The sequence below is a fragment of the Buttiauxella cochleicola genome, assembly GCF_021282405.1.
In the GTDB taxonomy this organism is placed as follows: Bacteria; Pseudomonadota; Gammaproteobacteria; order Enterobacterales; family Enterobacteriaceae; genus Buttiauxella; species Buttiauxella massiliensis.
This window is the reverse complement of sequence record NZ_JAJSOU010000003.1, coordinates 17,992-31,569: the sequence shown is the minus strand read 5'-3', so window position 1 is coordinate 31,569 and position 13,578 is coordinate 17,992. Positions and strand designations below refer to the sequence as shown.

Genomic DNA, 13,578 nt, shown 5'->3' with positions numbered 1-13,578 from the left:
AGTTAGTCCTTTTCCTGCTGCGCAGGCTTCAGCGTACGCAGTGCCCAAATCAACAGGCCGATAATGAAGAACGCACTCGGCGCCAGCAGGAACATCCCGTTTGGCTGGTACCAGCCACCGTTTTGAACCGTTTCAAGCACCGTGATACCAAACAGTTTGCCGCTTCCTATCAGCTCACGCAGGAAACCAACCAGCAGCAGAATCACGCCATAACCCAGGCCGTTACCGATGCCATCCATAAAGCTCGCCAGCGGCGGTGACTTCATGGCGTAGGCTTCAGCGCGCCCCATCACAATACAGTTGGTGATGATTAGGCCAACGAATACCGAAAGCTGTTTGGAGATCTCGTAGGCGTAAGCACGCAGAATCTGATCTACGACGATAACTAACGAAGCAATGATCGCCATCTGTACGATGATTCGCACACTGTTTGGGATCAGGTTACGGATCATCGAGATGAACATGCTGGAGAACGCTGTCACCACTGTTACCGCGATGGTCATTACGAATGCTGTTTCCAGCTTCGTTGTTACAGCCAGCGCCGAACAGACACCGAGTATTTGCAAGGCAATCGGGTTGTTATCCACAAGAGGACTAACCAGTACCCGTTTGACCTCTTTCATGTCTGAAATATCAGCCATTGTTGAGCGCTCCTTCACGTACTTGTTTCAGGAATGGACCAAAACCGAGCTCACCCATCCAGAAATCAAAAGTGTGTTGTACACCGTTTGCTGTGAGCGTGGCACCAGATAAACCATCTACCCCGTATTCATCGCCCTGACGCGCACCGCCTTTCACAACACGAATTGCAGGCTTGCCATTATCATCAAGCAGCTTCTTGCCAATCCACTGCGCACGCCAGTTCGGGTTTTCAACTTCACCGCCCAGACCCGGGGTTTCACCCTGGTCATAGTAAGTGATGCCTTTAACCGTACGGCCATCGGTTTGCAGAGAAACGAAGGCATACATCATCGACCACAAGCCTTTGCCATACACGGGCAAGACAACTTCCTGGATTTTGTTTTGCTCATCTCGCACCAGGTAAATCTCAACAATATTGCTGCGATTTTTTATCCCGGCACGATCTTCGTCAGATGTGAGTGCTTTGCTCTGATTAGGGTCACGTAATGCTGCCGCCTGGTCGAATTTAGACGAGTCTTTATCCAGTAACTCGCCACTTTTCAAATCCAACAAACGCGGTGTAATGCGTGATTCAAAGACTGCTTTAACATCTTCACCTGTCATTTTTGGTGTGGCTAAGCCCGCAACATCAAGAATGTTACGTTGCTTATCGAGGGCTTTTTGCTCTTGCTGACGAGCTTTAAGCCCAACAGCAGAACCTGCCACCACAACGGAGCAAACCAGGCAAAGCACCAGCACCACCAGCAGTGTTCTGCCAATGCTATCGTTACTTTTTACTTCAGCCACGCGACTTCCTCCGCTTGATATTGGCTTGCACCACCAGGTAATCGAACAACGGTGCAAAGAGGTTGGCGAACAAAATCGCCAGCATCATCCCTTCTGGATAGGCCGGGTTTACAACTCGAATTAACACACACATCACGCCGATGAGTGCCCCATACCACCATTTACCTTTGTTGGTAAACGATGCCGAAACCGGATCGGTCGCCATAAACATCATGCCGAAAGCAAAACCACCCAGCACCATATGCCAGTACCACGGCATCGCAAATAACGGATTGGTTTCAGAACCGATGAAGTTAAACAAAGTTGCTGTGGCAATCATACCGAGCATAACGCCCGCAACGATGCGCCAGGATGCGACTCGACCGAACAGGATAATCGCCCCGCCAATCAGAATCATCAGCGTTGAGACTTCACCAATCGAACCGGGAATGTTGCCGAGGAAAGCATCCATCCATGTCACTGGTTGGCCCGAAACAACATTGACTAATGCTTCACCACCGCCATGGGACCATTGTGAAAGCGGAGTTGCTCCAGAGAAACCGTCAGCCGCGGTCCACACCAGGTCGCCCGAGATTTGCGCTGGATAAGCGAAGAACAGGAATGCACGGCCAGCCAGTGCAGGGTTCAGGAAGTTACGGCCTGTTCCACCGAAAATCTCTTTGGCGATAACCACACCGAAACTGATACCGAGGGCGGCTTGCCACAAAGGCATAGTTGGTGGCACCACCAGCGCAAACAGAATCGAAGTCACGAAGAAGCCTTCGTTAATCTCGTGTTTGCGAATGATAGAGAACAGCACTTCCCAGAAACCGCCTACCAAAAATACCGTGATGTAGATTGGCAGGAAGAAGACAGCACCCAGTGTCATCATGCTGAGCCAGCCAGCATCAGGCGTAAAGTTCACTCCCAGCCACTGCGCAATCACATAATGCCAGTCGGATGAAATCACCTGCTGGAGTTGTTCTGCGCCATACATCTTGTTCAGGGCAGGAATAGTTTGCAGCCCGACGTTGTACATGCCCCAGAACATTGCCGGGAATACAGCGAACCACACCAGGATCATCATGCGCTTCAGATCGATAGCATCACGAACGTGGGAGGCGCCAGGCGTAACGATACCTGGCGTATAAAACAGAGTCGCCGTCGCTTCAAAGAGCGGATAGTACTTTTCTAGCTTTCCGCCTTGTGTGAAGTGCGGCTCTAGTTTTTCAAATAAATGCTTCAAGCCCATGACTTATCCTTCCTGCTCGATGCGGGTTAATACCTCGCGTAGCACCGGGCCATACTCATATTTCCCCGGGCAAACGTAGGTACAAAGCGCCAAATCTTCTTCATCCAGCTCCAGACACCCCAGCAATTGAGCGCTGTCAGTATCTCCTGCCAGTAAGTCGCGCAATAACATCGTGGCCAGAATATCCAGCGGCATGACACGTTCATAGTTGCCAATCGGCACCATTGCGCGTTCACCACCATTGGTATCGGTTGAGAAGTTAAATAGTTTGCGCTTCAGGAAGTGGCCAACCGTGGTGCGTGTAATTGAATATTTATCGGCACCCGGCATTACCCAGCCAAATAGTTCTTTTTCACGCCCTTCTTTCAGAACCGTGACCTGCAGGTGGAAACGACCAAGCCAGGCACGAGGACCAGCGGCCATGGTTCCACTTAATACAGAACCGGATACGATGCGGTTTTCACCTTCTTCCAGCTCACCGGCTGTGAGTACTTCCAGACCGGCCCCCAGGCGAGTGCGAATCAGGCGTGGTTTTTTAACCTGCGGACCGGCTAACGCAATAACACGTTCGGTCCACAATTCACCTTCAACAAACAATTTGCCGATGGCAATCACATCCTGGTAATTAAGATGCCATACCGTTTTTTGCAGGCTAACGGGCTCAAGGAAGTGAATGTGTGTGCCCACTAACCCAGCAGGATGAGGGCCAGCAAATTCATTAAACGTCACTTGTCCGGAAGCATGGCCGCCCAATTTACCGCCACCAGCCTGGCAGACATGGACTTTTCCATCAGTCAGCCGTGACAACAGTGTTAAGCCCGCGTCAAACATTTCGCGATGTGCACGAATAATAGGTTGCGGATCGGCCGCCAGCGGATTGGTATCAATAGCGGTCACAAAAATGGCCGCGGGAACACTCGCAGGCTGCGGTGCTTTACTGAATGGTCGCGTACGAAGTGCAGTCCACAGGCCCGAAGATAGAAGTTGTGCCTGAACTGTTTCACGCGGGAGTTTGCCAAGGTTTTCTGGTGCAAATCGTTCAAAAACGACCTGATCATCACCCTGAACCTCAATAACCAGCGATTGCAGTACGCGACGTTCACCACGATTAATCGCCGTGACCGTTCCACTCGCAGGAGCGGTAAAGAGCACGCCAGGGTTCTTTTTATCTTCGAAGAGAGGCTGGCCTTTCAATACCTTGTCGCCTTCCTGCACAAGCATAGAAGGGCGCATGCCGACATACTCTTCACCGAGCAGGGCCACGAAAGGTATCGCTGGGCCGTCATGGATTTGCTGTTCCGGTAAACCGGCAATAGGCAAATCCAGACCTTTTTTGATTTTTATCATAAGGTTATCACGTTTAAAATTGGCTTAAACATACCGACAAAAAACTGTAGCCGACAACGGATGGGTCGAATAAGGGTTCAACCGATGCGACATATAAGGCAGATAAAACAGGAAACGCATCCATTCACTATTACGAGAGGGAGGTATAAGTCGCCCGAGTAACCGGAACAACTGACTTATGGATAGTTTCCTTTCATATCCGCAGGTCAACATTCGCGAAGGATTTTAGCATCATTAGCCCGCTGAAGGGGCAGAAATCAGCATAGAGATATCCAGCAATGCGAGCTGTTACGCAAAACGCTTGCTCTCCCGCTATCCAAAAGTATTCTATAAAGTCCAATTTTATAGCTTAATACGCTCTGCTTTAGGGTTGCGAAAATTCATAACGATGCTAATGTGAGCGCTCCTAATACAGAGTAATCTGATTTCGGGTCTCTTTTTGCCGTCCTGGCATTTGGTCTAAGCTTTATCAAGGAATCAAGCAGTATGCGTAAGATCGCACTTATTATTGCGATGCTTCTGATACCGTGCATGTCGTTTGCCAGCCTTTTAAGCGGCAACTCGTCTAACACGCCTGTCAGTAAAGAATTCAAGCAACAACTTATGGGCTCTCCGGTTTATATTCAGATATTTAAGGAAGAGCGCACGCTAGAGTTATACGTGAAGATGGGCGAGAAGTTCCAATTACTCGACAGCTACAGCATCTGTAACTATTCCGGTGGGCTAGGTCCAAAACAGCGTCAGGGTGATTTTAAAAGTCCTGAAGGTTTTTATAACGTGACCCGCAGCCAGCTCAAACCCGACAGCCGTTTCTATAAAGCCATTAATATCGGCTTCCCGAACGAGTTTGATCGCCAGCATGGTTATCAGGGTCAATATCTGATGATTCACGGTGCTTGTGTGTCCGTCGGCTGCTACGCCATGACCGACACCAACATTGATGAGATTTTCCAGTTTGTGACCGGCGCGTTGGTCTTCGGCCAGCCGAGCGTACAGGTCAGCATCTATCCGTTCCGCATGACAGATGCCAATATGCAGCGTCACAAGTACTCTTACTACATCGACTTCTGGAAACAACTGAAGCCGGGTTATGACTACTTCATGGCGAATCACCAGCCGCCGGGCGTTTCAGTTGTTAGCGGTAATTACGTGGTTAGTAAGCCGGTTACGCCATCGACGCAACCGCAGTTGGCATCAAACTACGCGCTCCCCGAGACAAAATAGTTCAGACTCACCTGGTGCAATTTTGTGCCAGGTTTCGTTGCCAGTCAGGGGCTGAGTCGCAATTACAGTGACCACATCGTTGAGTGTGGTCTCTTCCTGAAAATCAATTTCCACATCCTGGTCCAACAGTTTTGCCACGCCAAACGGTGCCCGTCGGGTTATCCAGTATAAATTGGTGGAACAGAACGCCATCACGTAGCGCCCATCCGACAACAACATATTGAACACGCCCTTCTCACGCAATTGCACCGCAAGTTCGGTGATGTAGCGGAACACCGCCTCCATATTGCCAGGTGTGCGTGGATAACGTTGCGTCAATTTATGAAGCAGCCAGCAAAATGCTTGCTCGCTGTCGGTTTCACCAATCGGGCGAAACGGGCCGGTATCGAGTGAACGATGCCCTTTGAGCTGGCCATTGTGGGCATAGGTCCAGTTACGACCCCATAACTCGCGCGTAAAAGGGTGGGTATTTTCAAGCGCCACTTTGCCGCGGTTAGCCTGACGAATATGCGCGACCACTGAACAAGATTTGATCGGGTAATCTTGCACAAGTTTTGCGATGGGAGAGTTAAAACTCGGTTGCGGATCTTTGAACGTACGACAGCCTTTACCTTCGTAGAAAGTAATACCCCAGCCGTCTTTATGCGGCCCTGTTCCCCCGCCACGCTGCACCAGACCGGTAAAACTAAAGCAAATATCCGTCGGCACATTGGCGCTCATCCCGAGCAGTTCGCACATCTTAACCTCCCACAACTTAATACAACCCTCTCCGTTTCGGGAGAGGGGAACTGGTTAAGCCTTAACCATCTCTTTTTCAATCAACTGAATCAGGATATGAATCACTTTGATGTGAATTTCCTGAATACGGTCAGCGTAGCCAAAGTGTGGAACACGAATTTCAACATCCGCAGTTCCATCCATTTTGCCGCCGTCTTTCCCGGTCAGGGTAATGACTTTCATGCCTTTCGCACGCGCCGCTTCAATGGCTTTAATTACGTTGCCAGAATTACCTGAAGTGGAGATCCCCAGTAACACGTCGCCTTCACGACCTACCGCTTCAACGTAACGAGAGAAAATGTGGTCGTAGCCAAAATCGTTGCCCACGCAAGAGATGTGGCTAACGTCAGAAATCGCAATCGCCGGGTAACCCGGACGGTTTTCGCGATAACGCCCAGTCAGTTCTTCAGCAAAGTGCATAGCGTCACAATGTGAGCCGCCGTTGCCGCAAGAAAGCACTTTACCGCCTGCCTTGAAGCTATCAGCCAGCAGCACCGCCGCACGCTGAATGGCGTGAATGTTAGCGTCATCTTTCAGGAAGTTAGCCAGCGTTTCAGCCGCTTCATTCAATTCATTACGAATAAGATCCTGGTACATGAGGATGTCCTTCAGTATTTTTCGATTGATTAACCCCAGCAGTTTACCGGATAGCGCGAGAAGCGCCATATCCTCCTGCTTTTGCTGTTCCGTGCGGTAACAATGTGAGCTGAGTTGTAATTATTTTGTGAATATATTGCTAAAAAAAACCACATGAACTAAAACCAATACATCCAAGTGGTCAGACCTCCTACAAGCAAGGGAGTTTCCTTTATGTTGATTTTGAGTATTGTCGCAACCGTTGTTCTCCTCGGTGTGCTTTTCTATCACCAGGTCAATTTGCTGCTCAGTAGCGCAATTCTACTGGCGTGGACAGCCGCGCTTGGTTTTGCTGGTATCTGGTCTATCTGGGTACTGGTTCCACTCGCGATAATTCTGGTACCGTTCGTCTTTACGCCAATGCGTAAATCTCTGATTTCAGCTCCTGTTTTCCGCAGCTTCCGTAAAGTTATGCCGCCGATGTCGCGTACTGAAAAAGAAGCTATCGATGCTGGTACCACCTGGTGGGAAGGCGATCTTTTCCGCGGTAAACCAGACTGGGAAAAGCTGCACAACTACCCGCAGCCAAAACTGACTGAAGAAGAACAGGCCTTTATCGACGGCCCGGTTGAAGAAGCCTGCCGTCTGGCGAATGACTTCCAGATCACCCACGAAATGGCCGATTTGCCGCCAGAACTGTGGGCATATTTAAAAGAACATCGCTTCTTCGCGATGATCATCAAGAAAGAGTACGGCGGCCTCGAGTTCTCTGCTTACGCACAATCTCGCGTGCTGCAAAAACTGTCTGGGGTTTCCGGGATTCTGGCGATTACCGTCGGCGTGCCTAACTCATTAGGCCCGGGCGAATTGCTGCAACATTACGGTACTGACGAGCAGAAAGATCATTACCTGCCACGCCTGGCGCGTGGGCAAGAGATCCCATGCTTTGCACTGACAAGCCCAGAGGCAGGTTCCGATGCAGGTGCAATTCCTGATACAGGTATTGTCTGCATGGGCGAATGGCAAGGCCAGCAAGTCCTCGGTATGCGTCTGACCTGGAACAAGCGCTACATTACGCTCGCACCAATTGCTACCGTTCTGGGTCTGGCCTTCAAACTGTCTGACCCGGATAAACTGCTGGGCAATGAAGAAGAACTCGGCATTACCTGTGCGCTGATCCCAACGCACACGCCGGGCGTAGAAATTGGCAAACGCCACTTCCCACTTAACGTACCATTCCAGAATGGTCCAACTCGCGGGAAAGATATTTTCGTACCGATTGATTACATCATCGGCGGCCCGAAAATGGCCGGTCAGGGCTGGCGTATGCTGGTGGAATGTCTGTCTGTTGGCCGTGGTATAACCCTGCCATCCAACTCTACTGGCGGTCTGAAATCTGTGGCGATGGCAACGGGTGCTTACGCGCACATTCGCCGCCAGTTCAGGATCTCTATCGGTAAAATGGAAGGGATTGAAGAGCCACTGGCGCGTATTGCCGGTAACGCTTATGTGATGGACGCCGCAGCTTCTCTGGTGACTTACGGGATTATGCTCGGCGAAAAACCGGCTGTGTTGTCGGCTATCGTGAAATACCACTGTACCCACCGCGGCCAGCGCGCGATCCTCGACGCAATGGATATTCTCGGCGGCAAAGGCATTATGCTCGGCAACTCCAACTTTGTGGCGCGAGCATATCAGGGCGCACCGATCGCGATTACCGTTGAAGGCGCGAATATCCTGACCCGCAGCATGATTATCTTCGGCCAGGGGGCCATTCGTTGCCATCCGTATGTTCTCGACGAGATGAATGCGGCGCAAAACAACGACGTCAACGCGTTCGATAAGCTGCTGTTCAAGCATATCGGCCACGTCGGCAGCAACAAAATGCGCAGCCTGTGGCTCGGCCTGACCAACGGTTTGACCAGCGCTACGCCGACCAAAGACTCTACCAAACGCTACTACCAGTATATGAACCGCCTGAGCGCCAACCTGGCGTTGCTGTCAGACGTTTCCATGGCGGTGTTGGGCGGTAGCCTCAAGCGTCGCGAACGTATCTCCGCTCGTCTGGGTGATGTGTTAAGCCAGCTGTACCTCGCCTCTTCCGTGCTGAAACGCTATGACGATGAAGGCCGTAACGAAGCGGATTTACCGCTGGTTCACTGGGGCGTGCAGGATGCGCTGTATCAAGCCGAGCAAGCGATTGACGACCTGCTGCGTAACTTCCCGAATGCGTTTGTGGCTGGCATGTTGCGCGTGGTTATCTTCCCACTGGGCCGTCGTTACGATGCACCATCGGACAAGCTGGACCATAAACTGGCGAAGATTATGCAGATCCCATCCGCTACCCGTTCACGTATCGGTCGCGGTCAGTATCTGACACCAAGCGAGTTCAACCCGGCTGGACTGCTGGAAGAAGCATTGATGGACGTGATGGCTGCTGAGCCAATCCACCTGCGCGTTTGCAAAGAAACCGGGCGTAACCTGTCGTTCACCCGTCTTGATGAGCAGGCGAAACAGTGGCTGGCAGAAGGGAAAATCAACGCGGAAGAAGCGGCGATCCTCACCAAAGCTGAAGCAAGCCGTTTGCGCAGTATTAACGTCGATGAATTTGAGCCGGAGGAGCTGGCAACCATGCCGGTAAAGGTGCCGGAAAAGCATCGTAAGATTGAAGCGGCATAAGCCTTCCTAAAACCCCGTTCGCGGGGTTTTTTCTTTTCTACTCATGCTAAAGTGAATGAAACACTGTTTATCATGAGGCTTCCGATTGTGTCTGGTTTGAAAATCACCGTTCTGCAACAACCGCTGGTCTGGATGGACGGCGCGGCAAACTTGCGCCATTTCGATGTACAGTTGGACGCTATTCATGGCCGCGATCTGATTGTCTTGCCGGAAATGTTCACTACCGGTTTTGCAATGGAAGCCGCCACACAGTCGCTTGCTGAAGAAGAAGTGATTGACTGGATGCAGTTTAAAGCCCAGCAAACTCAGGCGATGATCGCCGGAAGCGCTGCCCTGCAAACCGAACGCGGGCCGGTAAACCGTTTCCTGCTGGTACAGCCCGACGGCAAAGTGCATTTCTACGATAAGCGCCATTTGTTCCGCATGGCGGATGAACATCATCATTATCAAGCCGGTAACGAGCGTGTCATCGTCGAGTGGCGTGGCTGGCGCATTCTGCCGCAGGTTTGTTACGACTTACGCTTCCCGGTATTTTCACGCAACCGCAACGATTACGATCTGGCGTTATATGTGGCGAACTGGCCTGCCCCGCGCTCTTTGCACTGGCAAAGTTTGCTGGTGGCTCGCGCCATTGAAAACCAGGCGTATGTGGCAGGCTGCAACCGCGTCGGCACCGACGGTAACGGTCATCATTACCGTGGCGACAGCAAAATTATTAATCCGCAGGGCGAAATTCTGGCGAATGGCGAAGCCCATCAGGCGATGCGCCTCGACGCCGATTTATCGCTGATCGCTTTGCAGGAATACCGCGAGAAATTCCCCGCCTGGCAAGACGCAGATCCGTTTAGCCTGTAATCAACTTCCCCGATAGGTCGACCACGACCACGGGGAAATCAGAAACGGCAGGTGATAATGCCCGCCGTGTTGCGTAATAACGAAATCAATTTGTGCCGAGGGATATAACGTCTCTCGGTGTGTTTTTGCAAAATATGAACCGATCTCTGCGCTCAGACGATAGCGCCCTGGCATCAACTCTTCCGAAGTGAAATCTTTCAGGCGCCCGTCAGAATCAGTGACTCCGTGCGCAATCCGTTCCCAGTTTCCTGCAGTTTGGTGCTCAAGGTAAATCACCACATCCGCGGCTGGTTTACCCAGTGCCGTATCAAGAATATGAGTACTCAGTTGGCTCATTGGGCAAATACTCCTTCCAGACGTAGTAACGTGATTTGGCGTAATTGCTCCAGCGCTTCAGTTTCTTCCTGTGCAGGGGAATTGTTCAGGCGGCGATGGAGTTCAGTGAGAATATCTTCACCACTTCGCCCTTTCGCACGAATAAGAAACACGCGCCCAAACCGCTCTTCATATTCAGCATTACCCTGTGCCAGTGCGAGAGTTAACGCGCTATTTTGCGTATCTACAGCAGACTGCTCGCCTTTAGAAAATAGGGCTTCTTTGCCATCGCCCTGTGCTTTTTCACCGATACGCGCATGTGCCGCCAGCGCATGATCCAACTCCTCCCCTCCCCAGTCCAGCGTCAGTTGCGAAGCGTAATGCTGTAACACGTCAACGTTTAAATATGGACGCGCTGCTACCAGCTTTTCGGTCCATGCAGGGATTGCCACACATGGCGCTATCAGGTTTAGGGCTTCATTCTCTGAGCCATCGTTAAATTCAATCAGGGTATTTTTCGCAGCCAATGCCATAACCGTTTGCGTATAAGCCCTCACAGCTTGCATCACATCAACTTCCATCACTGACTCTGCAGGATGGTGGCTAATTCCACGGTCACAACGCGCAAACAACATACCCACCGGCCACTGTTCAGCAATCGCAATCGCATCATGCCCCGCGCCACTTGGCAGAGATAAACTACGCCCCTGCACCGAAGCAATGGCTGATGTTAACTGGCGCTGTAAACCCGCGTCGCATGGCGTGGCGGGAATCGAATAATAGATTTCAGAGTCGAACGTCACACCTCGTTGAGCGGCGATTTGCTGCGCTTCGCTTAACAAGCTTCCCAGCAATGCTTCCAGATCTGCATCTCTCGGGCTACGGATATCCAGCGTGAGCAGGACTTCACCTGGAATAACATTCGCCGCGCCCGGCAAGCATTGCAGCGAGCCGACTGTCGCAACAATATCTGGGGCGTAAATGGCAGTCGCGCTTTCGATGTAAGTCATCCAATTAGCGGCGGCCGCGAGCGCATCTTTACGAATAGTCATCGGCACCGTGCCTGCATGCCCTGCTTCGCCAACAAAGCGGCATTTCAAACGGCGAGCGCCGTTAATGGCGGTCACCACGCCGAGCGCCAGATTTTCACACTCCAGCACCGGCCCTTGTTCAATATGCAATTCGAGATAGGCGCTGAACTCTTCCGGACTACGCGCAGCACTTTTAATTCGTGAAGGGTCAAAACCGGCATTGACCAATGCTTGTGCAACGCTAATCCCTGCAGCATCAACACATGCCAGCCAGTTATCCGGCCAGGTTCCGGTCACCCCACGGCTACCTAATAATGTGATGCCAAAACGCGTGCCCTCTTCATCTCCAAAGCCAACGATTTCAATCGCCTGTTCGAGCTGAAGATCGTGATGGTATAAATAACCGACTACTTCCAACGCAGCCAATACACCCAACATGCCATCGTAACGACCGGCATTGCGCACAGTATCGAGATGAGAGCCCAGCAAAATGGCCTGAGCGCCTTCACTTGCCCCTTCGTAGCGCCCACAAATATTGCCCACGGCATCCTGCCAGGTAGTCATCCCGACCTGCTCCATCCAGTTTGCCACCAGATGATTAGCGCGTAGATGTTCAGGGGAAAGATACACACGCGTGAGTTGGCCTGGCGTTTCACTAATTTGCGCCAGTTCATCCGCTCGCTGCATCACGCGCTTAGCAGCAATGCTGGCTTCGGCGGCATTCATCACAAGTTTTACCATCAGCTTTTTCCTTGTGAATAAACATCCCATGCAGCCTGCATCGCCGCCCCTTGCGTCGTTTTGAAACCAAGCCGGTTCAATACTGCTTCAAGTGCAGTCAGAGTTTGCAACACGCAATCTTTACGCGCGTTATAACCCATGGTGCCGATGCGCCAGATTTTGCCTTGCAGCGGGCCGAAAGAGGTGCCGATTTCGATATGGAAATCTTCGAGCAACATTTTGCGCACCTCTTCTCCGTGAACCACTGATGGGATCACCACGCCAAGTACGTTATTCATTTTGTGTTGGAGGTTTCCGAAGGTTTCCAGACCCATACCTTGTATACCGGCCACCAGCGCCCTCCCATGCAATTCATGACGAGCGATTCCAACATCCAAACCTTCTTCGAGAATAATGCGCGCGCATTCACGGGCGGCGAACAACATGCTGGTCGCTTCCGTGTGGTGGTTCAGGCGCTCCGGCCCCCAGTAATCCATCACCATGCCGAGATCGAAATAATTCGAATAGATCATTTCGTCGTCGCCATCCTGGTGCGCAGCCGTACGGATCCCTTCTTCAACACATTTACGGCGGCGAATCACCTCTTCCATCTGTGCGCTGAGAGTTATCGGCGAACTGCCAGACGGGCCGCCGAGGCATTTTTGCAGTCCTGCGGAAACTGCGTCTAATCCCCAGCCATCCGTTTCAAGCACATTGCCACCAAATGAAGCCGTTGCATCGGTATAGAACAAGACTCCATGACGACGGCAGATTTCGCCCAGCTCAGCCAGCGGCTGCAACATAGTCGTGGAAGTGTCGCCCTGAACGGTCAACAGTAAACGTGGTTTAACACTTTTGATGGCATCTTCGATTTGATCCGGGGTAAACACTTCGCCCCAGGGAACCTCAATGGTGTGAACTTCAGCACGGCATCGACGTGCTATTTCACATAATAGATGGCCGAAACGCCCAAATACCGGCACCAAAACTTTGTCGCCCGGACGAATCGCTGACAGCAGAATCGCTTCGATACCAGAACGGGAAGTCCCATCGACCAGCATCGTCCAGCGGTTTTGCGTGCGGAAAAGCTCACGATACAGCACCATCACTTCATTCATATAGCCAGTCATCACCGGGTCATACTGCCCAATCAACTGGCTCGCCATAGCTCGTAATACACGGGGATCGGCATTGATTGGACCCGGCCCCATCAACAAACGGTGTGGCGGATTGATTTGCGCGAAGTGCTGAATATCTAACATGGCATTTCCTTTAGTTCTATATGAAACAAAAGATTCTTTATAAAAATATTCTGCAACTAATGTGCCATTCATTTTCATCAGTGGCAAAGAAACAAAAGCCGATACTTAACGTAAATAATGATACTTACCTGAC

Annotated in this window: 12 protein-coding genes and 1 pseudogene; 3 read left to right on the top strand and 10 right to left on the bottom strand. The window is 51.4% G+C overall.

The window, feature by feature from the left end:
• Positions 1 to 2 precede the first annotated feature (2 nt).
• Genes LVQ79_RS04545 through LVQ79_RS04530 form a run of 4 tightly spaced genes read right to left on the bottom strand, consistent with a single transcriptional unit; the run spans position 3 to position 4,006 of the window.
• A complete protein-coding gene (locus tag LVQ79_RS04545; protein ID WP_081908371.1) occupies positions 3 to 641 on the bottom strand; it encodes an NADH:ubiquinone reductase (Na(+)-transporting) subunit D in 639 nt (212 codons plus the stop codon).
• A complete protein-coding gene (locus LVQ79_RS04540) occupies positions 634 to 1,428 on the bottom strand; it encodes a Na(+)-translocating NADH-quinone reductase subunit C (protein WP_034461598.1) in 795 nt (264 codons plus the stop codon). Before LVQ79_RS04540 ends, LVQ79_RS04545 begins: the two co-directional genes overlap by 8 nt.
• Positions 1,421 to 2,659, bottom strand: coding sequence for an NADH:ubiquinone reductase (Na(+)-transporting) subunit B (locus tag LVQ79_RS04535; protein WP_232864052.1), 1,239 nt, complete (start codon positions 2,657 to 2,659; stop codon positions 1,421 to 1,423). The genes LVQ79_RS04540 and LVQ79_RS04535 overlap by 8 nt, the downstream gene beginning before the upstream one ends.
• 3 nt (positions 2,660 to 2,662) lie before the next feature.
• On the bottom strand, positions 2,663 to 4,006 hold the full coding sequence (locus tag LVQ79_RS04530; protein WP_232864051.1) for a Na(+)-translocating NADH-quinone reductase subunit A: 1,344 nt from the start codon (positions 4,004 to 4,006) through the stop codon (positions 2,663 to 2,665).
• A gap of 486 nt (positions 4,007 to 4,492) precedes the next feature.
• Here LVQ79_RS04530 and dpaA point away from each other — a divergent pair, with 486 nt between their 5' ends.
• A complete protein-coding gene (gene dpaA / locus LVQ79_RS04525) occupies positions 4,493 to 5,230 on the top strand; it encodes a peptidoglycan meso-diaminopimelic acid protein amidase (RefSeq protein ID WP_232864050.1) in 738 nt (245 codons plus the stop codon).
• Here the strand turns inward: dpaA and LVQ79_RS04520 are convergent.
• Together LVQ79_RS04520 and lpcA are read right to left on the bottom strand one after the other, a co-directional pair.
• Positions 5,201 to 5,968: a class II glutamine amidotransferase gene (locus tag LVQ79_RS04520; protein ID WP_232864049.1), complete on the bottom strand. Its 768-nt coding sequence runs from the start codon at positions 5,966 to 5,968 to the stop codon at positions 5,201 to 5,203. The genes dpaA and LVQ79_RS04520 overlap by 30 nt on opposite strands.
• A gap of 54 nt (positions 5,969 to 6,022) precedes the next feature.
• Positions 6,023 to 6,604 carry a D-sedoheptulose 7-phosphate isomerase gene (gene lpcA, locus LVQ79_RS04515; RefSeq protein WP_064553165.1) on the bottom strand — a complete coding sequence of 194 codons (582 nt, stop codon included), beginning with the start codon at positions 6,602 to 6,604 and terminating at the stop codon, positions 6,023 to 6,025.
• Between the two features lie 213 nt (positions 6,605 to 6,817).
• Here lpcA and fadE point away from each other — a divergent pair, with 213 nt between their 5' ends.
• Complete coding sequence (gene fadE / locus LVQ79_RS04510; protein WP_232864048.1) at positions 6,818 to 9,262, top strand: acyl-CoA dehydrogenase FadE; 2,445 nt, start codon at positions 6,818 to 6,820, stop codon at positions 9,260 to 9,262.
• An 87-nt stretch (positions 9,263 to 9,349) separates the two neighbouring features.
• Complete coding sequence (locus tag LVQ79_RS04505) at positions 9,350 to 10,117, top strand: amidohydrolase (RefSeq protein ID WP_232864047.1); 768 nt, start codon at positions 9,350 to 9,352, stop codon at positions 10,115 to 10,117.
• Here LVQ79_RS04505 and uraH read toward each other — a convergent pair whose 3' ends face one another.
• The 4 genes and pseudogenes from uraH to LVQ79_RS04485 all read right to left on the bottom strand — a co-directional run bounded on the left by uraH (position 10,118) and on the right by LVQ79_RS04485 (position 13,445).
• Positions 10,118 to 10,453, bottom strand: a complete 336-nt coding sequence (uraH, locus tag LVQ79_RS04500; protein WP_232864046.1) for a hydroxyisourate hydrolase — start codon at positions 10,451 to 10,453, stop codon at positions 10,118 to 10,120.
• On the bottom strand, positions 10,450 to 10,965 hold the full coding sequence (gene uraD, locus LVQ79_RS04495) for a 2-oxo-4-hydroxy-4-carboxy-5-ureidoimidazoline decarboxylase (RefSeq protein ID WP_232864277.1): 516 nt from the start codon (positions 10,963 to 10,965) through the stop codon (positions 10,450 to 10,452). The genes uraH and uraD overlap by 4 nt, the downstream gene beginning before the upstream one ends.
• Positions 10,948 to 12,204, bottom strand: a pseudogene (hpxK, locus tag LVQ79_RS04490) (allantoate amidohydrolase); the annotation flags it as partial. The gene uraD and the pseudogene hpxK, both read right to left, overlap by 18 nt.
• Complete coding sequence (locus LVQ79_RS04485; RefSeq protein WP_232864045.1) at positions 12,204 to 13,445, bottom strand: pyridoxal-phosphate-dependent aminotransferase family protein; 1,242 nt, start codon at positions 13,443 to 13,445, stop codon at positions 12,204 to 12,206. The gene LVQ79_RS04485 and the pseudogene hpxK, both read right to left, overlap by 1 nt.
• Positions 13,446 to 13,578: the final 133 nt, after the last annotated feature.

What these genes read in the sequence shown, in the direction of transcription:
- LVQ79_RS04530 (WP_232864051.1), bottom strand. Translation starts at nt 4,006, where the DNA reads ATGATAAAAATCAAAAAAGGTCTGGATTTGCCTATTGCCGGTTTACCG.
- fadE (WP_232864048.1), top strand. Translation starts at nt 6,818, where the DNA reads ATGTTGATTTTGAGTATTGTCGCAACCGTTGTTCTCCTCGGTGTGCTT.
- LVQ79_RS04485 (WP_232864045.1), bottom strand. Translation starts at nt 13,445, where the DNA reads ATGTTAGATATTCAGCACTTCGCGCAAATCAATCCGCCACACCGTTTG.
- LVQ79_RS04520 (WP_232864049.1), bottom strand. Translation starts at nt 5,968, where the DNA reads ATGTGCGAACTGCTCGGGATGAGCGCCAATGTGCCGACGGATATTTGC.
- LVQ79_RS04535 (WP_232864052.1), bottom strand. Translation starts at nt 2,659, where the DNA reads ATGGGCTTGAAGCATTTATTTGAAAAACTAGAGCCGCACTTCACACAA.
- uraH (WP_232864046.1), bottom strand. Translation starts at nt 10,453, where the DNA reads ATGAGCCAACTGAGTACTCATATTCTTGATACGGCACTGGGTAAACCA.
- dpaA (WP_232864050.1), top strand. Translation starts at nt 4,493, where the DNA reads ATGCGTAAGATCGCACTTATTATTGCGATGCTTCTGATACCGTGCATG.
- uraD (WP_232864277.1), bottom strand. Translation starts at nt 10,965, where the DNA reads ATGGCATTGGCTGCGAAAAATACCCTGATTGAATTTAACGATGGCTCA.
- lpcA (WP_064553165.1), bottom strand. Translation starts at nt 6,604, where the DNA reads ATGTACCAGGATCTTATTCGTAATGAATTGAATGAAGCGGCTGAAACG.
- LVQ79_RS04545 (WP_081908371.1), bottom strand. Translation starts at nt 641, where the DNA reads ATGGCTGATATTTCAGACATGAAAGAGGTCAAACGGGTACTGGTTAGT.